Consider the following 25,176-nt stretch of genomic DNA (forward strand, 5'->3'; position numbering starts at 1 on the left):
ATGACAAAGAAAATTTTAATTGTCGATGATCATTTGGTAGTGCGAAATGGAGTTGCAATGATTCTTGAAAGACAATTTGAGGATGTTGCAATCTCGCATGCTGAAAATTTCTTTGAGGCTATTACACTTTTAAAAAATCTTCTTTTTGACTTAGTAGTTCTAGACATTAATATTCCTGGAGGAAAGAATACCGATATGATAACCTACATTAGAGCTATTCAATCTGAAGTAAAAATACTGGTTTTTTCGGCTCACGAAGAAGAGCAATACGCCTTGAAATACCTTTCTAGCGGAGCCAATGGATATGTCGATAAATTGTGCAGTGAAGAAAAAATCATGTTTGCCATTACTTCCATTTTTGAATCAGGAACTTATGTTTCTCCTGAATTGGTAAGTAAATTGGTAAGCATCCAGACTAGTAAAAAGACCTTAAATCCTTTTGAAGGTTTATCTAAAAGAGAGCTTCAAATAACAGATTTATTGATTCAAGGAAATGGTAATTTAGAAATTTCTAACAAACTCAATATTCACATGTCGACTGTGAGCACTTACAAAGCAAGGGTTTTTGAAAAACTAAAAGTCAATAATCTGGTAGAACTCATTAACTTGTATAAAACTTTTCAGGGCTAGTTATATTCGACCATTATTTCGATTGTAGTTCCTTTGTCAATATCGCTTTTAATATTGATGTTTCCTTCAATAAGAATAAGAAGCTCAATAATCATATGAAGCCCCAAATGATAATTTTTCGAAATTGGATTTTTATAAAAATTGTGATAGTAATCAATAAGTTCTTTACTCATTCCTTTACCATTATCAATAATTTTTAAAGTTAGAATATTGCTTTGAGTCGTGCATAATAATTCAATTCTACCGTTTTTGGTGTTTTTTATGGCATTATCAATCAAATTATGAATAATAATATAAAGCGCTTTTTTATTTGTCTTTACCAATAAATCCTTAGGTACACTATTGATAATCGAATTATTTTCTGCTTCTGCAATCTTCTCAAAAATATGAATGCTTTCTTCTATTAATTTGTTCAGAGAATAGCTTTCTCCTTCAAGTTTTTTACCTTCAATAAAAATAGAGGAGTATTTGATAAGATTTTCGACATACTCATACAATTGTAACGTTGATGTTTGCAACATGCCTAATTGCTGTTTAAGCTTTGGATCTTGCTGTATGGTACTGTTTTCGAAAAGATGTTTTACAGAAGAAGACAAGAATTTTAATGGACTTTTGATATCATGGCTCATGCTCTTTACAAGCATTTCGTGCTGTTTAATTTCCTGTTTTAAGTTGTTTTCTGTTATCTCAAGTTTCTGAACCGTAGCTGCTAATTTTTTTGTCTTTTTTGCAATAGTAATTTGAAGCTGCAAGCTTTTCATTTTTTGATAGTATAATCTGATGTACCAGATTGAAATAACAAAACCAACAAAAAGAAAACAGCAAAGAATAGTGAACCAGATCGTTTGATGAAATTTTGCAGGCACAACGAGAATTACTTTTTTGTAGGCATAATTGGCATTAAAACCAGATAAACTTCTAAAGGTAAGTGTATAAGTTCCTGGAGGCAATGTTGTAAAAGAAATTGATTTATCGGCTTTTAGTCGTTCCCAGCGATCACTGCCAATTTTGTCCATTTTAGCTTCTATGGCCACATTTTTAGGATTACCGTAATAAGGATACGAAACCAAAAAACTTACTCGTTGAAAATTGTTTTTTAAGACAATAGTATCTTTCGGAGTAATCATTTTCTGATCTAGAACAACTCTGTCAATAAAAAGATCTTTTCCCGGAAGTAAAGGAGATATTTTATATGGATTAAAAAAAACGATACCATTCATGGACGGAAAAACAATATCATTGTTTTTTAGAAAATTCCCGCAAGGTTGGCAGCCGCCGTTAAATTCATTAATCAGGAAACCATCTGCTTTATTGTATTGATGGTAATATATAACCGTATTTTTATTTTTATAATGTTGCATCAGCGCTTTTCTAGAAACCTGAAAAAGTCCTTTATTGGTTGATATCCAGAAAAACTCGTTTTTGTCTTCAATGATGCAATGAGCAGAATTAAGATAATGCTCTTCGTCTGTTGGAAAAGAATGTAGAGTCTGATTTTCGTAAAGAAAAAAGCCTTTTTCGTATGTTGTAAGCCATACTTTCTGCTTGCTGTCTATAAAAACGCTTCGAATATTTATCTTTTCAGTGTTTTTTGCAAAATGCAGTTTTTTAGTTTTTAAATCATACAAAAACAGTCCGTTATCTCCAGCCAAATACAAAATGCTGTTTTGCTGAACGATATAATTGATGTTGTTTTTAAAAACAGCTTTAAGCGTTACAACTCCATTTTTTATAGCATACAATTTAGGTTTATGAAACTCATCTATTCCCAGAGAAACCCAAATGGTATTGCTATTATCTTTAAATATTGTTTTCGGATTTTGATTAAAAGGGTAGGTGATATATTTTTTGTATCCTGATTTTTTTAGATAACAAAATACTTTCATGGCTCGACTAATCCATATATTTTTCTCATCGTCGAGAGCAATATTTATACGTTCATCCAAAAGAACGCTTTTAGGAAAAGGAATACTATCAATAACTCTTTTATTATTTATAATCAATCCTTCAGAAGTGATTACAGTACTATCGCTAAAAGCTTGTGCAGCATAGTAAACTTCGGCTCTTTCGTTACTTTTTTTGACGGTTTTAAAAAGAGGAAAAGAAATAATGCACAATCCGTTTGTACCGCTCCCTAAGTACAATTTATTATTTTTTTGATCAAAATAAGCAGCGATTATATTGCTTGTTTCAAAATCTTTGTATTCGACAATTAATTGAGCAGTTAATTGGTCATTTTGATTTTTTAACTGATAAATTTTATTCTTTACAGATAGAAAAACCTGACCTGTTGTGATGTTCCAGAATAACTTACGATTTCTTGTCGGTATTGCATTCAGTTTTCCAGAAGATTCACCTTTTTTAGAAAAACAATGATAATATCCGTTATCAGACAGGTAAAAAAGAGAATTGCTGATTGCGAAAAAATTAAAAACATTATCGTTTTTAAAAGAAGCTCTAGAAATGCTTTTCATTTTAGAATCGCATAATTCAATGGTTTGATTATCTATAAAAAATATATTTCCATTAGATAATCGAATGTAATAAGGCTCATGCTGATTAATAGAATAGTTGGATGGAAGACCGTCATGAAAAAAGAAATGTCTTCCGTTGCGCACCAAACTAGATTTTGGAGCATTTTTTTTTAGAATTTGGACTTTTGCATTTCTGATAAAGACAAGTTCTTTTTTGCTTTCGTTGTAACTTGTAAGACTATCTTTTTCTATGCTTCCAAAAATGTCAGTAAAACGAGTATGCTCTAAAGAGGTATTGGATGAATTAAAAACAAGAAAATTATTTCCATCATAACGAACAATACCATTTTCGGTAGTCATCCATATAAAATTGTGTTTGCCCTGAACAATTGCTTTTATACTGTTCTGTTGCAGTTCATTATTATCCGCAGTGTACCATCTAGCCGTGTAGTTTTCTTGGCAGGCCATTTTAGTTGTAATAAGCAATAGCAAAAAACAACAATAACGAAATGAAAAAGAAGCCGTTATTTTGGACATCTGACTAAATTATAGCACAAACTTAGCAAACATAAATCAGAAATCATGGTTTGTAGTTTTAAATCTACAACGTTGTAGATTTATTGAGACAGACAAGATAAGCTATCTAATAGTCGATAAGACTATATTTGTCTTATAAGGTTAAAGGCAAAGTTTAGAAATATGAAGATAGGCGTAATTGGTTTATGTAGTTTTACAATGGATTTTGTGAGCCGTGCGGTTGATGCAGGACATCAAGTATTATTGAGTTCTACTCGCGAAAATAGCCAGTTTAAAGATATAGCTAAAACCTCAGGGAAGAATGTAAAATTGGTAAGCAAATACGAAGCAGCAAAAGCCAGTATTTTGATATTATTTATTCCGCGTGAAGATGTTGGATTATTCCTGACAGACTTGCCAGACATGAATGAGAAAGTATTAATACATTCTAGCAATCCTATTTTTAGTTTAGAATGTCTAGAGCCAAATGCAAAGTCATCATCTGAGATAATTGCATCACTTTTGCCGGAAGCTCATGTTGTTAGGGTACTTAATATAGTGAATCCAGAAGTGCTTTCTATGATAAATCAAAAGCAAAATGGCAATGAAATATTTTATACAGGATTGAATAAACAGGCAAAAAATAAAGCCAAAACATTTTTTAAAAGCCTAAATCTTGCTGGGGTCGATTTTGAAGAATTGTACCAACTTCCAATGCATTCTTGTTTCATGAATTAGAAAATATATTACGAAACCAGCTTTGAATAATTAGAATTGTTCAAACCCCGAAATGTTCCCAGAAAAGCTAACTTTCTGGGACATTTCTTTTTGGGATTTTTTTAATTTTTTAATCTAAATCTGTTTTCAAAACAGCTCCAGTACTTGCATTAGTAACTAATGCTCTATATTGAGAAAGCCATCTTGAATTTAATGGTTTCTTTAATGGTTTAAAAGCAGCTCTTCTTGTAGCAATTTCCTCATCGCTTAAATTAACCGATAAAATATATTGATCTACATCGATATGAATTTCGTCACCATCTTTTACCAAACCAATCATACCGCCCTCAGCAGCTTCAGGAGAAACGTGTCCGATTGATGCGCCTCTTGTTGCGCCGCTAAATCTTCCGTCTGTAATTAAGGCTACAGAACTTCCAAGTCCCATTCCCATAATTAAACTCGTAGGAGAAAGCATTTCTTGCATTCCAGGTCCGCCTTTTGGTCCTTCATAACGAATAACCACTACATTTCCGGCTTTCACTTTTCCCATCATAATTCCTGCAATCGCTTCGGCTTGACCGTCAAAACAGACTGCACTACCAGTAAATACGCGATCTCCAGTTAATCCTGCAGTTTTAATAACAGCACCTTGTTCTGCAAGATTTCCGTATAAAATGGCCAATCCGCCAACTCTACTGTACGGATTATCGATGGTATGAATAATAGTTGTGTCTTTAATTTCGGCATTAGCAATTTTCTCCAATAAAGTTTCACCGCTGATTGTTAGATTATCAATTAAAACGCCTGAACCTCTTTTGTTTATTTCCTTCATAACTGCATTTACACCACCAGCACGGTTGATATCTTCCATATGAACCGTGCTTAAACTCGGTGAAATCTTAGCAATATGCGCCACATTTCCCGAAATGGTATTAATGTCTTTTAATTTAAAATCAACATTAGCTTCGTTCGCAATTGCAAGCATATGAAGAACAGTATTCGTACTTCCGCCCATTGCCATATCGACAGCAAAAGCGTTGCGAACGGCATTTTCGTTCAAAATATTTTTTAATTTGAATTTTTCAATAGCTTGTTGGTCTTTTGCAATATCACAGATTCTTCTTGCTGCTTGGCGATACAATTGCTCACGTTCTGGAGTTTGAGCCAAAATTGTTCCGTTTCCAGGAAGCGCAATTCCCATTGCTTCCATCAAAGTATTCATAGAATTTGCGGTAAACATTCCCGAACAGCTTCCACCGCTTGGACAAGCGTTGCATTCAATATCGTACAATTCCTCGTCAGAGATTTTTCCAGCTTCGTGTTTTCCAACTGCCTCAAATGCTGTTGCTAAGTCAATTGCTGTTCCGTTTTTAGTATATCCTTTAGACATTGGACCTCCGCTTACAAAAATGGTTGGAACATCTACACGTAAAGCGCCCATAATCATTCCTGGAACAATTTTATCGCAGTTCGGAATCGCAATCATCGCATCCAATTTATGCGCATTCATTACACTTTCTATAGAGTTGGCGATAATTTCACGGCTCGGAAGCGAGTATAACATTCCGTCATGTCCCATTGCAATTCCGTCATCGATTCCGATTGTATTAAATTCAAAAGGAACACAGCCATTGGCGCGAATTTCTTCTTTGATAATTTCAGATACTTTGTTTAAGAAAAAATGTCCTGGAATGATTTCGATAAACGAATTTGCCACTCCAATAAATGGTTTGCTGAAATCTTCATTTTTCAAGCCCGTAGCTCGCAATAAGGATCTGTGAGGAGTTCGCTGAACACCTTTTTTTACTTCATCACTTCTCATGATAGAAAATGTTTTTTAATGTTGTTTTTTGCTTTTTTGATAGTTAACAGATCGTAATTAAATCTGCGATTTTATTCTGCTTAATGTTTCTGGCGAAATATTAAGGTATGCCGCAAGATTGGCATTGGACAATCTCTGAATAAGTTCTGGGTTGTTTTTGAGAAGATTTCTATACCGTTCGGCAGCATTTTGTGTCAATAAACTGCTGAGTTTAGAAGTAATCACCGTAAGACCATATTCGAGAATATAGATGTACATTTTATCCCATTGCGGAATGGTGTTTCGGAGATGAAAAAAATCTTCATAAGAAATAGCCAAAAGCTCTGAAGCCTCAACCGCTTCAATGTATTCGGTGCTTGGTTCTCTAGAAATAAAACTGACAATCGAAGTTAGAAATGTACCTTCAAAAGCCATAAAACGTGTAGTTATATTATGATCTTCTGTGCTGTAATACAATCGCAGACAGCCTTTTTTTATAAAAAATATTTTATTGGCAACGGTTCCGCTTTTAAGCAACTGCTCATTCTTCTTTACTTGTATTAATTTAAAGCAGGATAAAATGGTGTTAAGTTCATCATTTTCCAATTGTAATCTACTCTGAATTAAAGCCTCAAGTTCACTCATCATTTCTCAAAAATTAATCATTATCAAAAGTAAAGTTAATCAAGGAAAAAAACATTGACGAATGTCAAAATCGGTTTAAGAATGAATATAAATAACTTTGCGTTTTTGCGACTTTGCGAGCAATTTTTCAAAGAATGGAAAAAGATACTTAAAATATAATCTCGCAAAGTCGCTAAGACGCAAAGTTTTGAAGTTTTAATCTGCTCAAATCTGCAGAATCTGCGTGAAACAAAAACAAATCTGTAATTTAGTAAAATGAAAATCGAACTGAAACAATCTTTTTTTCTTGAAAAGGCAATCAACGAACCGTATTACAACATTTTAATGTTTGATGGAGAAGTAACTTTTTCTGTTGATTTAACTGATTACGAATGTAAAGGGAAATGTCTTTTGTTTTTAACACCGTATCAGTTATTGCAATGGAAAAATTCGACAGCACCTTTCCTAAATATTCTTAGTTTTCACGGAGATTTTTACTGTATTGAATACCATAAAAAAGAAGTGGCCTGCAACGGAATTTTATTCAATGATATTTATAGTGAACCTTTTGTAACGGTTTCCGATTTTATTTACGAGGAAATCACGAGCATTATGGAAAGAATGAAAAGGGTAGAAGACTCAGAAATGGATTATGATAATTCGATTCTAAAGTCTTATCTGCAAGTTATTCTAGCCTTGAGCAGTAAAGAGAAACAGCTCAAAATGTCACCACAGATTCAGGAATCTATTGGAAACGCTGATATTTTGAAGTTTCAGCATTTGTTGGATTCTCATTTTTCAGAAGCAAAAGAAGTCGCTTTTTATGCCTCTAAATACAATTTGAGTGTGAATACTTTCAGCAAAAGAATCAAAAAACATTTCGGGAAATCGCCTTCTCAGCTTATTCAAGATCGCATTGTGTTGGAAGCAAAGAAATTGTTGCATTTGACAACCAAAACCATAAAAGAAATCGCAGACGATCTTAATTTTGAAGATGAATTTTACTTCAGCCGATATTTCAAGAAAAGTGTGGGCATTTCGCCTAAAGAATTCAGAAAAGAAGTTGGCATTTCTATCGTGGCAAAATAGTCCATGAAAACTCCTTTATGTCCATTTTTATCCAAATAAGCATAAAGTAATTTTGGTATGTATTTAAAACAGAATCAAAATGGAAAAATTTATACGATTTATTGCGGGTGGACAAAATAACTTTATTCACTTTTTAAGAATTGCCATATTTGTTGTAATGGCATGGATTGGCGGATTAAAAGCCTTTAAATATGAAGCTGATGGAATTGTTCCGCTTGTAGCGAATAGTCCGTTTATGAGTTTCTTTTATAAAGATGCTAATAAACAAGTCGTAAACGATGAAGGTAAAACGGTAAAAGCTTACACGCTTTACAAAAACGTTGAAGGCAAAACTGTTGAGAAAAACATCAAATGGCACGAAGCCAACGGAACTTATATTTTTTCTTACGGATTAGGAACTGTTATTGTCACAATTGGTTTGTTGGTTCTTTTGGGAATCTGGTTTCCTAAAATGGGCTTTTTGGGCGGACTTCTGACATTCGGAATGGCGTTTGTAACCTTATCATTTTTAATTACAACGCCAGAAGTTTATGTGCCGAATTTGGGTGGAGATTTTCAAACACCAGAATTTGGTTTTCCGTATCTTTCTGTTGGAGGCCGTTTGGTTCTCAAAGACATTATCATGATGAGTGGCGGATTGATCGTAGCTTCAGACAGTGCAAAGAAAATTTTAAAACGATTTTACGCTTAATCGAAAATAAAAAAAGCTGCGCAAGGGCTCAGACTTGCACAGCTTTTTACAAAAACTCAAAACTAACTTATTCGTATTTTAAATATTTCAGCACATCGACTTTTGTTGCTTGATACGCTTTTGCTAAGACAATGCATAGCGTTAAAAACAATAAAAGCAAAAAGGAAAGTAGAAACGGCAGCATCGGAATTTCGATTCTAAAGGCAAAATTATTCAGCCATTTCTGCAATAAAACATAGGCAGGAAATACAGCAATAAGAAAACCTATTGCACAATACACTACATATTGTTTAGACAGTTCTTTCAGTAAAATATTGGTCTCTGCGCCCAAAGTTTTTCGAATCGCAATTTCTTTCATTCTTCTTTGAATGGAATAAGATGCGAGAGCAAAAAGTCCAAAAAGGGCAATAAGAATCACAATAACATTGAGCAGAGAAAACAAATTTTTCTGCTTTACATAAGACTCGTAAGTTCGGGCATATTCTTTATCGGCAAAATCATATTGAAACGGATATTCGATATCGACTTTTGTTTTCCAGAATTTTTCAATTGCAGCAATACTACTTTGAATCTGATCTGCTTTTAATTTTACATAGATTCGATTCATTTCATTGGCCATATCTAAAGATTTTATATGATAAAAAGTAATCGGCGGAACATCGACTTCTGGACTTAAAAGATTAAAATCTTTTACGACGCCAATAATCCTCATTTTCTGATTTCCAATTTTGATCTCTTTACCAATAGGGTCTTTTATCTGCATTAAACTCAATGATTTTTCATTAACTAAAACAGAATTTATAGTGTCTGAAGCTATGTTTGGACTAAGATTTCTGCCTTTTATTACTTTTATATTTAGCAGATTTAGCATATCATAATCAAGTCCGATTGCTTTTTGTTTGAAAAGCACGTCACGATACCAAATTGGCCATTGTGAATCATCTTCTCCATCAAAAGAAAGAAGACCGGTTGAAACATTTTCAACGCCTTTAATTTTTGAAAGTTCCTGTTTTATAGTGTTATATCTTTCAAAAATATTCTTTCCAACATTTTCTCCCTGATAATAGGAAGACGGAAGATTTAACGAAATTGCCATAACCTGATCGCCTTTAAAACCAAGATCTTTATTGTTTAGATATTTAATTTGCTGATAGACAACGACAGAACCAATAATAAAAAAGGAAGCAATGGCAAATTGAAAAATCAGCATTCCATTTCTAATCCAAACGCCGCTTTTACTTCGAGCATAATTGCCTCTTAAAACTTTTAAAGTCTCAAAATTTGCAACATATAAAGCTGGAAATATTCCTGCAAATACAATGGTTATGAGAAAAACTAGTATCAACTGAAGATAAAATTGACTTTCGATTATCCTTAAATTTTTCTCCAAAAAAGAATTGTAATAAGGAAGTGCAATTTCTACAATCATTAATGCTAATAAAACCGAAAAAGCAGTCATCAAAACAGTTTCAAAAATGAATTGCCAAACAATCTGTTTTTTGGAAGCGCCCAATACTTTACGAACTCCAACTTCTTTGGCTCTTTTAATCGAATTTGCTGTTGCCAAATTGATGTAATTGACAATAGACAGAATAAGAATCAAAACCGATAAGCAAGCCATAATTACCAGAAACTGATAATTTCCTCTTCCTTCAGGATATCCATCAGTAACAGAATGTAATCTAGCAGATGAAAGCGGTTCCATCAAAACCTTGAAACTTCCCATTTTCTTGACCATTTCGGCAGGTGTAAAACCCGCTTGTTTGGCAGTTCTTACAATAACCTCGTCATAAAATACTTTATCAAGCATTTTTCTGGTCGATTCTACTTTTGATGGATTTTTTAGTTTTACCAATACTTTTAGAACAAAAAGGCCAGGGTTTTTGTCAGGATCTGCTAAGTCTTTCATGTGGTTTATCACTATGTTTGGTGCGATCGATGAGTTTCCTGGAATGCGATAAACACCTGAAATTGTAAACGTAGCATCCAAACATTTGATTTGTTTGCCTATTGGGTTTTTATTTCCAAAAAAGCGTTCTGCAAGTTTCTCTGAAATGGCAATACTGTTTTCGTCTTTTATAGCCGATTTGGCATTTCCATAAATAAATTCAAACGGAAAAAGAGAAAAGAAATCTTTTTCGGCATTTACGATTTTATCTACAAATTCCTTTTGGCCATTGTAAACCACTTTGTCTTTTTGATACCATTCATCTGCATAAACAACAGCTTCTACGTTGGGGTCATTTTCTAAATGAGGTTTTAAACGGACAGGATTATTTGCAGTTACAGGCATGTCGCTTAATTGCGCTAAAACCTGATAAACTTTATCTTTTTCTGGATTCCAAGCATTGTAGCTGTGTTCGTCGTTCCAATACAAAAGCGCAAAAATTAAACCTGAAATTCCTATTGATAATCCGAGAATATTGAGAGCAGTAAAAAGCTTACTGTGTTTGATTTGATAGATAAATATATTGATCCAGTTTTTTAGCATTTTATTGGTGTTTTTTGGTTTTGGAGTTTAGTTTACTCGTATTTTAAATATTTTAAAACATTTACTTTGGTCACTTGGTAGGCTTTTGCTAAAACAATGGTCAGCGTTAAAAACAACAGTGATACAAAAGCAACTAAGAATGGCAAAAACGGAATATCGATTCGAGAAGCAAAGTTTTCTAGCCATTTCTGCATCAATAAATAAGCAGGAACAATTCCGATTAAGAAACCAATTACGCAGAAAAGGACGTACTGTTTAGATAATTCTTTTAGCAAAATATTGGTTTCCGCACCGAGTGTTTTTCTAATGGCGATTTCGCGTAATCTTCTTTCCATAGAAAAAGAAGCCAAAGCAAATAATCCGAAAACGGCAATTAATATTACGACCACATTCAGTAAAGCAAACAAGTTTCTTTGATCTTGATATTTTTTATAAGTTCGAGCAAAGTTTTTATCTACAAAACCATATTCAAACGGATATTCCTGATCGACTTTAGTTTTCCAGAATTTGTCTATAGCAGCGATTGTTTCAGGCATTTGATCGGTAGATATTTTAACAGAAATAAAGCGCATCTCGTTATCTATCCAGTCAAAAGCTTTGATATGGAAAAAAATCATTGGAGCAATATTATATTCCATTCCGATGTAATGGAAGTTTTTGACGATACCTACAACTTTAAATTTTTTTCCTCCAAAAGTGACATCTTGATTTACAGGATCCTTTACCTGAAGCGTTTTTGCGGCGGTTTCATTCAATAAAGCACTCGAAATGCTGTCTGTTGCCAATTCAGGATTCAAGTCTTTTCCTTTGATTACTTGGATTCCTAAAAGATTTAATTGTCCAAAGTCCATTGGCATTTGCTGTGTTATGACTTCTTTATTGGATTTATAATGAAGGCCTTGCCAAGAGTTTTCGTTGCTGCCAATAGAGAACATTCCAGCAGAAACAGCTTCAACGCCTTTAATTTTCAGCAATTCTTGTTTAATGAGTTTATACCTTTCGTATTGACTTTTTCCTTTTTGAAGTTTAAAAGAAATGTCCATAACCTGAGTGCCATTAAAACCTAAATCTTTATCCATCATAAAGTTTACCTGTTTGTAAACAATAAACGACCCGATAATGAAAAGTGTAGCAATAGAAAATTGTAAAACAAGCATTCCGTTACGAATCCAAACACCGTTTTTGCTTCTAGAAAAATTGCCTTTTAAGACTTTTAGCGTTTCAAAATTCGAAATATAAACTGCCGGAAAAACTCCTGAAACGATAATAACAAAAAAGAAAATTAAAATAAGCTGAAAGTAAAATTGAGTTCCGATTAACGTTAAGTTTTTATTTAAAAAAGCATTATAAAACGGAAGCGAAAGTTCAACGATTACCATTGCCAGTAAAACCGAAAACAAAGTGATGAGTGTGGTTTCAAAAACAAATTGAGCAATAATTTGCGGTTTTGAAGCGCCAACTATCTTGCGAACTCCAACTTCTTTAGCACGTCTTACGGCATTTGCAGTAGCCATATTGATGTAGTTTACAATCGAAAGTATTAAAATTAAGATAGATAAACCCACTACAATTTTTAAGAACTGCAAATTGGCGTTTTGTTCAGGAAAAGCATAATTTCCCTGATAAAGTCTCGCTCTTGAAAGTGGAAGAAGTCTTGATTTTATAGGATCTCCATATTGTTTGATAAACTGTTCAATAGACAATCCCTCAGCTTTTGCCTGTTTTTTGTAGTTGTCTTCGAGAAATATTTTATCTAAGTTTTGAATAACAGCCGTAGTGTCGCTTGGTCTTTTTAGCTTAAGCATTAATCCGTAGGTAAAACCCCAATTATCCTTATTTTGTTCTAATTCATGTTCTACAACTGGAGTAATTACAGCCGGCATTATCGATGATTTTTCGGGTGTTTTATAAATACCGCGAACGACAAAAATTCGATCAGCATATTTAACTTGTTTGCCCATAGGATTTTCATTCTTAAAAATGCGCGAAGCCGTTTCCTGAGAAAGAACCATGCTGTTGCGGTCGCTAAAAGCTGTTTTAGCATTTCCTCGTACAAATTCAAAAGGGAAAAAAGAAAAGAAACTTCTTTGAGCTGAAAAAATTTTGTCAACCAATTCTATTTTTCCGTTATATTGAATGGTTTCTTTTGTGTAATACAGTCTATAATAACAATATTGGTCTAAATAGGAAGTAGTTTCGCTTAACATTCTTCCTGGAATCGGGGAGTTTGATGTCCAAACGTTTCCTCCGCCAAAATCGTTCATTACATTATAAATTTTATCTTTCTCAGGATTCCATTGATCGTAAGAATGTTCGTCGTTCCAGTATAGAATTGCAAAGATTAAACCTGCAATTCCTATACTCAAGCCCAATATATTTAGGGCTGTAAAGAATTTGTTGTTCTTTATATGATAAACAAATATGTTTGTCCAATTTTTAAGCATCTTACTCGTATTTTAAGTATTTTAAAACATCCACTTTTGTTACTTGATAGGCTTTTAGCAATACTATTGTCAGTGTAAGGAAAAGCAAAGACACAAAAGCAAGAATAAAGGGTAGAAGAGTAATATCAATTCGGAATGGGAAATTTTTAAGCCATTTCTGCAATAAAAAATAAGCAGGAACAATTCCGATAAAGAAACCAATGATACAGAAAACTACATATTGTTTAGATAGTTCTTTCAGTAAAGTATTGGTTTCAGCGCCAAGTGTCTTTCTGATTGCAATTTCTTTCAGTCTTCTTTCCATAGAAAAAGAAGCTAAGGCAAACAGCCCGAAAACGGCAATTAGAATCACAACAACATTCAATAATGCAAATAAATTTCTTTGATCTTCGTACTTTTTAAAAGTTTTCGCAAAGTTTTTATCTAAGAAATTATACTCAAAAGGATATTCTGAATCTACTTTTTTAGACCAATAACTTTTAAGTGCCGATATAGTTTGAGGCATATCTTTTGGTGAAACTTTTACTGTAATAGATCCGATATTACCTTGTGTCCATTTTTGAGTATTGATATGAAAGAAAATCATTGGACTAATTTCATAATCAAGGCCATAATAATGAAAGTCTTTTACGATTCCCACAACTTTGTATTTTTGGCCTTGCCAGTCAATAATTTTATCCAAAGGATTTTTTTCATTTATTTTTTTGACTGCTACTTCATTAAGTAATACATTAGAAATCGTGTCGGAAGCCAGTTTTTCGGTAAGAAACCGCCCTTTAACTAGTTTAACACCCAACATTTCCAGCATTCCAAAATCAGAACCCAATTGCTGAACGAGAACTTCTGGAATGCTTTTATAGTGTAATCCACCTTTTGAAGACCAATTTTCTCCAATAGCAAAAGCGCCAGCAGAAACGGCTTCAACACCTTTAAATTTCTTTATTTCCTCCTTTATGGTTTGATATCGTTTAAATTGTTCTTTGTCCTTTTGTGCTCTAAAAGTGATGTTCATTATTTGAGATCCGTTAAAACCCAAATCTTTTTCTACCATAAATTGAACTTGTTGGTATACAATAACAGAACCGATAATAAAGAAAACAGCAATCGAAAATTGTAAAACAAGCATAGTGTTTCTAAGCCACAAACCGTTTTTGCTGTGCGAAAAATTTCCTTTTAAAACATTCAAAACTTCAAAATTTGAAATGTAAATTGCAGGAAAAACACCGCTCACAATTACTACAAGAATAAAGATTACAACAAGCTGTAAATAAAATTGAGATCCAATAAGAACTAATTCTTTGTTTAAAAACTGATTGTAAAAAGGCAGAGAAACTTCCACAATAACGAGTGCCAATAATAAAGCAAAAAGCATGGTTAAGGCAGTTTCAAATATAAATTGAAGAACAATCTGTCCTTTTGTGGCACCAATTATTTTTCTCACGCCAACTTCTTTTGCTCGTTTTATAGCATTTGCAGTAGCTAAATTGATATAATTTACAATTGACAGCAATAAAATCACAATTGATAAACCCATCAAGATTCGTAAAAACTGAAGATTTCCTGTTCCTTCTGGAAACGGATAACTTTCATTGTGAAGTCTAGAATTTTCAAAAGGAACTACTATGGTTTTCAATGGTTCTCCGTATGTTTTTATAAACAATTCAAGCGTCATTCCTTCATTTCTTGCTTGTCTTTTATAGTTTTTTTCTATAAATATTTCATCTAAAGATTTGGCTACAAATCCGGCATCACTCTTGTTTTTCAATTTTAAGATTAAACCAAAATTAAATCCCCAATGGTCTTTGTGTTTTTCAAGATCTTCTTCAATACTGTTGGTAACCGCGCTTGGCATCACAACAGATTTTCCAAGTATTTTGTAAACGCCTCGAACAACATATATTTTGTCGGCATATTTTACTTGCTTACCAACTGGATTTTCTTTTTTAAATAATTGAAAAGCAGTTTCCTCTGAAAAAACAATGCTTTGTGGTTCTTGAAGCGCCGTTTTTGCATTACCATATTTGAATTCATACGGAAAAAAAGAAAAGAAACTTTTTTGTGCAGAAAAGATCTTATCAACGATTTCTATTTTGCCATTATATTGTATCGTTTCCTTGGTGTAATAGTCATTGAAATAACAATAATTTTCTACATATGGAGTAGACGATTTTAATAATGGTGCTGTAATAGCGGAGTTTGTCGCAAAAATATTTCCTTTTCCTACATTATTCATAACAATAAATGTCTTATCCCTTTCAGGATTCCATTTATCATAAGAATACTCGTCGTTCCAATACAGCGTTGCAAAAATTAAACCTGCAATTCCGATACTTAAACCAAGAATGTTCAGCGTTGTAAAAAGCTTGTTATGCTTTAATTGATAAATAAATATATTAATCCAATTCTGAAGCATAAACTAGTTGTTAGCAGTTACTAAAACATCAACATTTCTATGATTTACTTTTTCAGAAAGGATTTCACCATCTTTCATTAAAATTGTTCTTTGCGAGAAAGAAGCATCGTAATCTGAGTGTGTTACCATTAAGATTGTCGATCCGCTGGCATGAAGATCGGTCAACAATTCCATTACTTCATTTCCGTTTCTGCTGTCTAGATTTCCTGTTGGCTCATCGGCCAAAATAATTTTCGGATTATTGATTAGAGCTCTTGCTACGGCTACACGCTGCTGTTGTCCGCCCGAAAGCTGTTGTGGAAAATGCTTCAATCTATGTGCAATTCCCAAAATTTTTGCCATTTCGTTTACTCGCGATTTTCTTTCTGCAGAAGGAACATTGTTATAAATTAAAGGCAGTTCGATATTATCAAAAACTGATAATTCATCAATTAAATTGAAATTTTGAAAAATGAATCCGATGTTTTCTTTTCTAGCTTGCGATTTTTGTTTTTCCTTCAAACCCACCATTTCCTGATCAAGAAGTTGGTAGCTTCCGCTTGAAGCGCTATCCAGAAGTCCGATGATGTTCAATAAAGTCGATTTTCCGCTTCCAGACGGTCCCATAATAGAGACAAAATCGCCTTGATTGATGGTTAACGAAATTTCACTTAATGCTTTGGTTTCTAATTCCTCAGTTCTAAATACTTTTGAAAGTTTTGTAATGGTAATCATAATTTGACTGTTTTAATTTTTGATTGATTGATTATTTGATTTTTTTTAATTGCATTTTGATTGTGTCTTTATACAATACCATATTCCACTGCATAGAATTGCTGTCGAAATTATTAATTTGAACAGGAATTGTATCAGGATTTTGCAAGTTTCTTTCATACGAAATCACTTTAAAGGTATTTTTTATGTCATCAAATCGATATTTCATATAAATAGAGGCGCTATCGACATACATATTTGGATTTGGACAGAAAAACATCTTTTCTCTTTCTTCAATATAAATAGTTTTCCATGCAGAACTGTCTTTTTTCCATGCATTGTCAGGAATTATTTTGCCATTGCGAGATATGCTTTCAACTTTCCATTTTCCAAAATATCTTTTAGATAGCTGAACTTTATGGCTGTAATAAAGCACAAATAAACATGGTATTATGATGCAAAAGGCTTTTGCAGCAATACGCAATACTTTATTTTTTACTATAGAATAAGCTTTTGAAGAATGATTAAATAATGCAATTATGCTTTCTTTATACTGCCATAACAAATAAGCTAAACCTAGCATAATTATTATTGAGGTAAAACAAGTAATGGGGCCAATATTGTAAAATAGATTAATCAGTAAAATGTTGAACATTACTGGCATAAGCAATACTAATCCGAATAAAACAGATCGTCTGAATAATAATGTAATACCTCCCGCAATTTGTAATAGGGCAACTATGATTGAAAGACCATAAGAATAGCCATAATATTTCCAAGTAAGTTCTTGGCCTGTTAGCGTGCTTGCCAAAGAATCATTTATATGGTAAGAAAAAGAAAAGTTAACGTCTATAATCTTTTCAAAACCAAAAATGCAAACATGAAAGGCAATCCAAAATCGTAATAATGCAATAAGTAGAGTTTTGTATTTTTCGGAGTTTGCGTTGTTATTTTTTTCTCTATAATTCCAATAAAATGAAAAGATAAACGAAAATAAAATTGCTGCCAATAAACTCAACATTCCAGCTGCATTTATAAATTTTGTGAGATTATATGATAGAATTGGTAATATCACAAAAAGTAAAGCGTTTACTCCGCCTACTATTGCGAGAAAACTTAAATAAAATTTTGAGAACCAGTTAGATTGAATTGTTGAATGATTGGTGGTCATAAAAGATAATGGTTTTAGTTGTTTTATTTTTTAGGTTTTAAAATATTTGCAATGTGTAATCGCTATTTATTTTGTTATTTTTACTTCCGAAAGAGGTTAATAATTAATGATTTACAAGTTCTAATGTGATTTTCGTGCCAGTAAATTAAACATTGTAAACGCCTTGTTTTTAAAGGATTATTTTTCTGAATAAATTTAAACTGTCCATAAGTGGACACCTTTCGTCCAAAACTGAACAATAATGAAAAAGACCAACGCATCTATTTTAATCATCGACGATCAGGAAGACATTCTTTTTGCATCAAAAGTCTACCTGAAAAAGTATTTTGAAAACATTTATACACTCAATAATCCGAAAAACATTGTCGAATTATTGGCAAAAAATGCCATTGATGTTGTTCTTTTAGACATGAATTACAGATTAGGATTTGAAGATGGAAGAGAAGGTTTGTATTTATTGAAGGAAATAAAAACGCTTTCTCCTAAAACAGTGGTAATTCTAATGACTGCTTTCGGAAAAGTAGAAACAGCTGTTGAAGGCTTAAAATCGGGTGCTTTTGATTATATTCTGAAACCTTGGGAAAATAAGAAGCTTTTAGAATCGGTAAAACAAGCAGTCGATAAAGCTCGAAAAGAACAGAAGAAAAGCAAAGATGTTGAGATAAAAGAAGACTTTTTTGTTGGAAGTTCTGAGATTATAAAAAAGGCATATTCTCTGGCAGATAAAGTAGCAAAAACCGATGCCAATGTTTTGATTTTGGGTGAAAATGGAACTGGGAAATTTGTTCTCGCGCATCATATTCATACACAATCCGAAAGGAAAAGCCAGCCATTTATTGCGGTTGACTTGGGATCTTTAAATTCTAATATTTTCGAAAGTGAATTGTTTGGTTATGCTAAAGGCGCTTTTACTGATGCCAAAACTGATACAGTCGGACGTTTTGAAATGGCACAGAACGGAACTATTTTTTTAGATGAAATAGGAAATGTACCGCTTCATTTACAATCAAAACTTTTGCAAGTTATTCAAACCAAAACCGTAACAAGATTAGGAGAAACGAAAGCAAGGCCTTTGAATGTTCGCATTATTACGGCAACCAATTTGAATTTAAAACTGGAAGTTACCGACAAAAATTTCCGTGAAGATTTGTATTATCGCATCAATACGATGGAAATTGTTTTGCCTCCGCTTAGAGAACGTCACGAAGATAAAATTCCGCTTGCCGAATATCTTTTGGATAAAATGATTGAGAAATATGGTCGTGACGAAATCACTTTTGATAAAAAAGTCTTAGAACAGATTGAAAAACATGCTTGGAACGGAAATATCCGTGAAATGGAGAATAAGATTGAACGTGCCGTTATTCTTTGCGAAAATAACTCCATAACGGTTTCTGATCTGGATTTAGAAACGATAACGCCTTACGAGGAAAACTCAGATGATATTCAGCTTTCTTCGGTTGAAAAGGCAACGGTTGAAAAAGCACTGCTTAAAAACAACAACAATATCAGTAAAACTGCCGAAGAATTGGGTTTGTCAAGAGGCGCATTGTACAGACGTTTGGAGAAATTTAATATCAATATCGATTAATTATGTTAAGGACTTTACAAACTTACAAACTCCTATTTCTGCGATTAATCTTTATCGTGATCGGAATCGAATTGTCGCTGTATTTCTTTAGAATTGGCTTGCTTTTTACGGGAGTTTTTGGTCTCTGCATGGTTTTTCTACTAGGAAGAGAAATGTATTTTTATGTTAGAAATATGGTTCTGATTTATAATAAAACCATCTCTTCGATATTGCAAGATGATTTTAGTTCTGATTTTTCTAAGCATAAATTCAATAGTACGTATAATGAGCTGTTCACTTTGTATGAAACCTTAAAAAGTAAACAAAATGAGCAAGTTACGAGAGATATTATTTACCGTTCGATTTTAAACAATATAGAATCGGGTGTAATTATTTTGCAGAAACAAGAAAGCGATTGGAGTATTTTTTTGATGAATGATTATTTCTCGAGTCACTTTAATGTTCCGAAAGTTTCAAAATGGAAATATCTTAAAAATCAGCTGCCATCTTTGTGTGAAATTATCGAAGAAGATGATTTTCATGAAATTAAAACTTCAATCGAACTTAGTATAAACGAACAAAGCAAACAGACGTTTGTTTTGCAGGCTTCACGAACCGAAATTTTTGGGCAGGATTACTTTATTGTTCTATTAGATTCTATTCAGAATGTAGTAGAAAAGAAAGAAAAAGATGCGTGGATTAATTTGATGAAAGTGATTTCGCATGAATTGCTAAATTCTATAACGCCAATTCGTTCGATTTGCCAGAATTTAGAGGATTTAGTAGAACAAGATTCGCTTTCGACAGAAGACTTAGAAGATATCAAACATAGCGTTCATACAATGCTGAGACGAAGCGACCATTTGCAGAAATTTGTGGAAGGGTATCGAAAACTGGCTATGTTACCTTCGCCTAAAAAAGAAAAAACTTCATTGCAACACATAACTGAAAACTGTATTCAGATTATGAATCCATTGTTTAGGAAAAATAATATTGAAGTTACCAATTCCGTTACTCAAAATTATCTAATAAATATAGATTCGCAGCAGATAGAACAAGTAGTGATTAATTTATTGACCAATTCGATTAATGCTTTAGAAAATAGCAATACGAAGCAAATTTCGATTTCGGCGGAAGCCAAAAACAATCGTATTTTTATAAAAGTTTCGGACTCCGGAAAAGGAATCGAAAAAGAAATTGAGGACAAAATATTTCTTCCGTTTTTCACCACCCGAACTGAAGGCGCTGGTATTGGACTTACTTTGTCTAAGAACATTATTGAAGCGCATGGCGGTTATATTTCGCATAAAACCGAAAATGGAAAAACGATTTTCGAGATTTCTTTGATTGAGGATTGATTAGCCTAAAAAAAGTTTAGATTTTTTCACGCAGATTCAGCAGATTTAAAAAGATTTAAGCAGATCAACGCAGATTTTTATTTTAATAAATCTTTTTAAATCTTTTTAAATCTGCGTGAAATATTTTAAAATATTAGTTTTTTCTAATCAACAGCTTTAATCTTTCACTTTTAAAATTGACTTCAGAAATAATCGTAGCAGAAAAAATTAAAGTTCCGCCCAAAAGCAGTCGCCATGAAAGGTTTTCTCCCAAAATAAAAAAAGCTCCAATTGCGCCAAAAACAGGTTCAAACAAATAAATAACTGCCACACGTTCTGCCGATAAATAACGTTGTGAAATGTTTGAAACCGTATACATAAAAGCGGTAGAAAACAAAGCACAGTAAATTACGCCCATCCAAAACGTATTATTTTGAGGCAACCATTCTGATGAACTGTCTGTTAACGCTATAAAAAAAGTAAAAAGCGCACAAAAAGCAAACATTGGTACAATAGAATACAGAAGGTTTTTGGTCGCCGAATGCTTTTCGACAGCTATTAAATAAACTGCAAAAGCAAAGGCTCCCGCAATGGTAAATAAGTCTCCAAAGTTTATGGTAAATTTATCTTGAATGGCAATAATAAATAACCCAGTTAAAGCCGTCAAAGCGGCAATCCAGATTTTTAGTGAAGCATTAGTTTTATAAATCGCTAGTTTTAATAACGGAATAATAATTACGGTTAATCCAGCAATAAAAGAGCATTGAGAAGCATCTGTATATTTTAGTCCAACAGTTTGAAGCTGAATGCCTAAAAACATGGGTACAGCAAGCAAAAAGCCTGTTTTAATAGCTTCTCGATTAATATCTTTGACATATTTCCAAAAAATAATACTCAATACCACAACAGCAAGCAGGAAACGATAAAATAAAAATACGTTTAGCGAATAGTGGCCAATTGCCATTTTCGTAACAGAGTAAGATACTCCCCAAAATGCAGTGCCAAGAATTAATAAAAACAATAAAAGCTGTCTTCTTTCCATTTTAAATCAATGCTTTTTTCATCATTAAATCGGTTTGCTCGTCGTTGCCTAATCTAAAAATATGGGTGTCAAATTGTACGAAACCATTTTTAGTGTAGAAACTTACTGCTCTAAAATTCTTTTCCCAAACACCCAACCACATGTACGTAGCTTTTATTTCTTGAGCAATTTCTTCTGCTTGAGCGTATAGTGCCTGCGCGACTTTTTTGCCATGAAATTCCTTTGCTACATAAATACGTTCTATTTCTAAGGCATTTAAATCTTCTTTTTCGGTTTGTGCATCAGTTGTATTCAATTTTAAGTAACCGACTATTTTTTCATCTAAAACAGCTAAGTAGAAATAAGATGAAGGATTGTTTAATTCTGCAGTCAGTTTTGCTGTAGCGAAACTTTCATCCAAATATTTTTTCATGTTTTCTTCGCTGTTAACATCTGCAAAGGTTTCAGAAAAGGTTTGCCTGCCAATTGATTGCAATTTTAAAGCATCTTCAGCTGTGGCTTTGGTTATTTTTAGCGTGTTCATTTTTTATTTCTTTAATGCGTTTAAAGCTATTTTTTGTTTATGATAAATGCGTAAATTGCATCAATGGATTTACAGCAGATTAAATATTTTTTGGCTCTTTCGCGAGAACTTCATTTCTGGAACACCGCCGGAAAAATGAATATTACACAATCGGCACTTAGCCGTCAGATTCAGTCTCTTGAGAATCAGCTTGGCGTGCAGTTGTTTGAGCGGAACAAACGCAATGTGAAACTTACTGCAGCTGGCCAGTTCTTAAAAGAAAAATGGGAAGTTGAATTGAGTAAACTAGAGTTTATTCATCAATCTGCCCGTCAGATTCAGCTAGGAGAGAGCGGTACCATTACCATTTCTCATCCCGATTCTATTTCGGCTTCTCTTATGCCCGAAATTTTATCACGTATTTCAGAAGCTTTTCCAAAACTAAAAATCAAGCTGGTTCAGGTGCTGTACGAGAATCAGCAAGATTTTCTGCGAAATTATAAAATAGATCTGGCGATTACCAGAGATATCAATAATTCAAAAGATATTCAATCTCAAAAAATCTATACCGATCACTTAGCAGTTGTTGTTCCAGAAGATCATCCATATCAAACGCCTGAGGATTTTACTAAAGAAACCCTTGCGTCTCAAAAGTTTATTTTGCCAACCAATGACGAAGGCAGCAGTTACAGTGACCTTATTCAGAGATTATTCAATTCTTTGGATAACGCGCCAGAAGCCTATCTTCAGTCTGAATTTGGTTCTTCTATAATTGCTTTGGTTCGAAAAGGCCTTGGAATCGCGATTTTACCCGATTCGTATGTTTTTCATGAAATTCCAGGAATCCGATTTATCAAACTGCCATTAGAAACCGATCTTTATGTCAATTGGAGAACCGAAGATCATAATCCTGTGCTGGCTAATGTTTTGAAATTGATTATTCCGTAAATCGTTAAGCTCTCAGCATTCCGATATGCGGAATTCCGTCTTCATCATACACTTCTCCTTGTTCTACAAATCCCAAAGATTGATAAAATTTGGATAAATGGTATTGCGCGCTAATTCTAATTGGACCTTTTCCGAATTTCTCTTCGCAGCCTGCAATTGAAGCTTCCATTAGTTTTACTCCTAAACCTAATCCACGATGCGATTTTGCGATTACAACTCTTCCTATTGAAACTTCATCATATGATACTCCTTTTGGAAGTAAACGCGTAACACCTGCCAATTCGTTATCGACATAATACAATAAATGAAAACCTTTTTGGTCTTTATTGTCTAAATCGAGATAAGGGCAGTTTTGTTCTACTACAAAAACGTCGCTTCTTAACCGAAGCATATTGTACATTTCGTGATTGGTTAATTCTTCAAAAGATTTAATGGAATGGCTGAATGTCATTTTCTATTTTAGGCTTTAATTTTTGGCAAAGATAAAGGAGAGAATAATGATTAAAAATGCTATTTTTTTATCATGTGATGCTGGAATTGCATTAGTTTATTTAAATTCCAAATTTTAAATCCCAAATTCCAAGATGAAAACACAAAACGAAAGTGGAAACTTTGTCAAAGTTAAGGCAACAGTTTACGTCAACAGTTTGTCATTCCGAGGAACGAGGAATCTCCGCAAGAAACTCTACAAAGATTGGCAACTATTCTGAACGGAGCTACTTGCGGAGATTCCTCCTTCGTCGGAATGACAAAATTGCGTGAAAATTCTATGTGTTAGAAACTAGTTTCTTTCAATTACCTTTTTTGAGATAGAATCCCGATAGCTATCGGGACTATGTGTTTAAAAACAAAAAAACTTTGTCAAAGCTTTAAAACTTTGACAAAGTTGTATCCAATTCGTGTAATATATTTTTAGTGAGAAACTGCCTTTAAACCAACAATAGAACCAACTAAAGTAGCCAAGAAAAACAATCTCCAGAACGCCGCAGGTTCTTTAAAAACAAAGATACCCACTAGAACCGTTCCCACAGCTCCAATTCCTGTCCATACAGCATAAGCGGTTCCCAGCGGAAGTGTTTCTGTTGCTTTCATTAATAAAAGCATACTTACAGTTAACGAAATAAAGAAACCAATATACCAATAGTACATTTCAGTTCCAGTAGTTGCTTTTGCTTTTCCAAGACATGATGCGAAGGCTACTTCAAATAGACCCGCGATGATTAAAATAATCCAGTTCATATAGTTAAAATTTTGTGATGCAAAGTTCTTTTATGGAAATCAGAAAAAAATTAACAAATGATAAAAAATGAAGTTATTTTATTTCTGCACGTATTCTGCTTAAACTGACTTGTGTAATTCCTAAATAGGAAGCAATATGTCCTAGTTGAACTCTTTGCAAGAGCTCGGGATGATCTTTCATTAATTCCAAATAACGTTCAGATGCATTTTTGAATTGTTTAGAGATCAAACGTTCTTCGGTCTTAATTAATTCTTTTTCTGCAAATTTTCGTCCCCAATTGGCAATGTGAACATCTTCATTAAAGAGTTTTCTTAGATTTTCTGTTTTGAGTTCGTACAATTCGCAGTCTTCCAAAAGCTCGATGGTTTCATAACCAGGCTGATCTTCCACATAACTTTTCATCGAAATGATGGTTTCGCCTTCTTTTCCAAACCAAAAAGTGACTTCATTATCTCTTTCTACATAAGCTCGCACCAATCCTTTCTTTATAAAATAAATATTAGATTCTACTTTATTGGCTTTTAGCAAAATATGCCCTTTAGCAAAAGCAATTTCAGTAACATTGTTTTGCAAAGCAAGCTTAGATTGTTCAGGAAGTTGGTGTATGTAATCTAGAATTTTGGAAATATCCATCAACGGAATTTTATTATTTTGGAATAAAGGTAAAAAGTAAACGGTAAAATGAGTGTTGGTTTATAAAAAAAAATCCCGTTTCAAAATAGAAACGGGACTTAAAAACAACCTCTGCGATGAGCTATTATAAACAGAAGCCATTTTTGACCA

Annotated in this window: 20 protein-coding genes; 7 read left to right on the forward strand and 13 right to left on the reverse strand. The window is 33.2% G+C overall.

Features of this window, described 5'->3' with window-relative positions; all coding sequences use genetic code 11:
* On the forward strand, positions 1–630 hold the full coding sequence (locus tag AC1Q5Z_RS04485; RefSeq protein WP_492443906.1) for a response regulator: 630 nt from the start codon (positions 1–3) through the stop codon (positions 628–630).
* Here the strand turns inward: AC1Q5Z_RS04485 and AC1Q5Z_RS04490 are convergent.
* On the reverse strand, positions 627–3,572 hold the full coding sequence (locus AC1Q5Z_RS04490; RefSeq protein WP_492443907.1) for a sensor histidine kinase: 2,946 nt from the start codon (positions 3,570–3,572) through the stop codon (positions 627–629). The two genes, AC1Q5Z_RS04485 and AC1Q5Z_RS04490, sit on opposite strands and share 4 nt — an antisense overlap.
* 231 nt (positions 3,573–3,803) lie before the next feature.
* On the opposite strand from AC1Q5Z_RS04490, the gene AC1Q5Z_RS04495 reads away from it, so the two are divergent.
* Positions 3,804–4,358, forward strand: coding sequence for an NAD(P)-binding domain-containing protein (locus tag AC1Q5Z_RS04495; RefSeq protein WP_343585930.1), 555 nt, complete (start codon positions 3,804–3,806; stop codon positions 4,356–4,358).
* A 109-nt stretch (positions 4,359–4,467) separates the two neighbouring features.
* On the opposite strand, the gene ilvD is transcribed toward AC1Q5Z_RS04495, so the two are convergent.
* Positions 4,468–6,159 carry a dihydroxy-acid dehydratase gene (gene ilvD, locus AC1Q5Z_RS04500; RefSeq protein WP_492443908.1) on the reverse strand — a complete coding sequence of 564 codons (1,692 nt, stop codon included), beginning with the start codon at positions 6,157–6,159 and terminating at the stop codon, positions 4,468–4,470.
* Between the two features lie 57 nt (positions 6,160–6,216).
* Positions 6,217–6,786 (reverse strand): Crp/Fnr family transcriptional regulator, encoded by a 570-nt coding sequence (locus tag AC1Q5Z_RS04505; protein WP_177209832.1) that lies wholly within the window; start codon positions 6,784–6,786, stop codon positions 6,217–6,219.
* Between the two features lie 252 nt (positions 6,787–7,038).
* Here AC1Q5Z_RS04505 and AC1Q5Z_RS04510 point away from each other — a divergent pair, with 252 nt between their 5' ends.
* Together AC1Q5Z_RS04510 and AC1Q5Z_RS04515 are read left to right on the forward strand one after the other, a co-directional pair.
* Positions 7,039–7,851: a helix-turn-helix domain-containing protein gene (locus AC1Q5Z_RS04510; protein WP_343585936.1), complete on the forward strand. Its 813-nt coding sequence runs from the start codon at positions 7,039–7,041 to the stop codon at positions 7,849–7,851.
* Positions 7,852–7,930: 79 nt separating this feature from the next.
* Positions 7,931–8,542, forward strand: coding sequence for a DUF417 family protein (locus AC1Q5Z_RS04515; RefSeq protein WP_492443909.1), 612 nt, complete (start codon positions 7,931–7,933; stop codon positions 8,540–8,542).
* A gap of 67 nt (positions 8,543–8,609) precedes the next feature.
* Here AC1Q5Z_RS04515 and AC1Q5Z_RS04520 read toward each other — a convergent pair whose 3' ends face one another.
* Genes AC1Q5Z_RS04520 through AC1Q5Z_RS04540 form a run of 5 tightly spaced genes read right to left on the reverse strand, consistent with a single transcriptional unit; the run spans position 8,610 to position 17,754 of the window.
* Positions 8,610–11,033 (reverse strand): ABC transporter permease, encoded by a 2,424-nt coding sequence (locus AC1Q5Z_RS04520; protein WP_492443910.1) that lies wholly within the window; start codon positions 11,031–11,033, stop codon positions 8,610–8,612.
* A gap of 32 nt (positions 11,034–11,065) precedes the next feature.
* Positions 11,066–13,477 carry an ABC transporter permease gene (locus AC1Q5Z_RS04525; protein ID WP_492443911.1) on the reverse strand — a complete coding sequence of 804 codons (2,412 nt, stop codon included), beginning with the start codon at positions 13,475–13,477 and terminating at the stop codon, positions 11,066–11,068.
* Position 13,478: 1 nt separating this feature from the next.
* A complete protein-coding gene (locus AC1Q5Z_RS04530) occupies positions 13,479–15,890 on the reverse strand; it encodes an ABC transporter permease (RefSeq protein ID WP_492443912.1) in 2,412 nt (803 codons plus the stop codon).
* A 3-nt stretch (positions 15,891–15,893) separates the two neighbouring features.
* Complete coding sequence (locus AC1Q5Z_RS04535; RefSeq protein WP_492443913.1) at positions 15,894–16,604, reverse strand: ABC transporter ATP-binding protein; 711 nt, start codon at positions 16,602–16,604, stop codon at positions 15,894–15,896.
* 31 nt (positions 16,605–16,635) lie between these two features.
* Positions 16,636–17,754, reverse strand: a complete 1,119-nt coding sequence (locus AC1Q5Z_RS04540; protein WP_492443914.1) for a hypothetical protein — start codon at positions 17,752–17,754, stop codon at positions 16,636–16,638.
* Between the two features lie 241 nt (positions 17,755–17,995).
* Here AC1Q5Z_RS04540 and AC1Q5Z_RS04545 point away from each other — a divergent pair, with 241 nt between their 5' ends.
* Both AC1Q5Z_RS04545 and AC1Q5Z_RS04550 read left to right on the forward strand, forming a co-directional pair.
* Positions 17,996–19,345, forward strand: a complete 1,350-nt coding sequence (locus tag AC1Q5Z_RS04545; RefSeq protein WP_492443915.1) for a sigma-54-dependent transcriptional regulator — start codon at positions 17,996–17,998, stop codon at positions 19,343–19,345.
* 2 nt (positions 19,346–19,347) lie between these two features.
* Positions 19,348–20,682 (forward strand): sensor histidine kinase, encoded by a 1,335-nt coding sequence (locus tag AC1Q5Z_RS04550; RefSeq protein ID WP_343585950.1) that lies wholly within the window; start codon positions 19,348–19,350, stop codon positions 20,680–20,682.
* Between the two features lie 133 nt (positions 20,683–20,815).
* Here AC1Q5Z_RS04550 and AC1Q5Z_RS04555 read toward each other — a convergent pair whose 3' ends face one another.
* Together AC1Q5Z_RS04555 and AC1Q5Z_RS04560 are read right to left on the reverse strand one after the other, a co-directional pair.
* Positions 20,816–21,703 (reverse strand): DMT family transporter, encoded by an 888-nt coding sequence (locus tag AC1Q5Z_RS04555; RefSeq protein ID WP_492443916.1) that lies wholly within the window; start codon positions 21,701–21,703, stop codon positions 20,816–20,818.
* Between the two features lies 1 nt (position 21,704).
* Positions 21,705–22,226, reverse strand: coding sequence for a GNAT family N-acetyltransferase (locus AC1Q5Z_RS04560; RefSeq protein ID WP_492443917.1), 522 nt, complete (start codon positions 22,224–22,226; stop codon positions 21,705–21,707).
* A 63-nt stretch (positions 22,227–22,289) separates the two neighbouring features.
* Here AC1Q5Z_RS04560 and AC1Q5Z_RS04565 point away from each other — a divergent pair, with 63 nt between their 5' ends.
* Complete coding sequence (locus AC1Q5Z_RS04565) at positions 22,290–23,153, forward strand: LysR family transcriptional regulator (RefSeq protein WP_278021883.1); 864 nt, start codon at positions 22,290–22,292, stop codon at positions 23,151–23,153.
* A 4-nt stretch (positions 23,154–23,157) separates the two neighbouring features.
* Here AC1Q5Z_RS04565 and AC1Q5Z_RS04570 read toward each other — a convergent pair whose 3' ends face one another.
* From AC1Q5Z_RS04570 to AC1Q5Z_RS04580, 3 genes are all read right to left on the reverse strand, one after another.
* Positions 23,158–23,604 carry a GNAT family N-acetyltransferase gene (locus AC1Q5Z_RS04570; RefSeq protein ID WP_492443918.1) on the reverse strand — a complete coding sequence of 149 codons (447 nt, stop codon included), beginning with the start codon at positions 23,602–23,604 and terminating at the stop codon, positions 23,158–23,160.
* A 461-nt stretch (positions 23,605–24,065) separates the two neighbouring features.
* Positions 24,066–24,392, reverse strand: a complete 327-nt coding sequence (locus AC1Q5Z_RS04575) for a DMT family transporter (RefSeq protein WP_026728926.1) — start codon at positions 24,390–24,392, stop codon at positions 24,066–24,068.
* Between the two features lie 73 nt (positions 24,393–24,465).
* The gene (locus tag AC1Q5Z_RS04580) at positions 24,466–25,026 is read right to left on the reverse strand and encodes a Crp/Fnr family transcriptional regulator (RefSeq protein WP_343585959.1); all 561 of its coding nucleotides are present in this window, start codon (positions 25,024–25,026) and stop codon (positions 24,466–24,468) included.
* Positions 25,027–25,176: the final 150 nt, after the last annotated feature.

This window comes from Flavobacterium sp. GW823-FHT06G12, assembly GCF_058794775.1.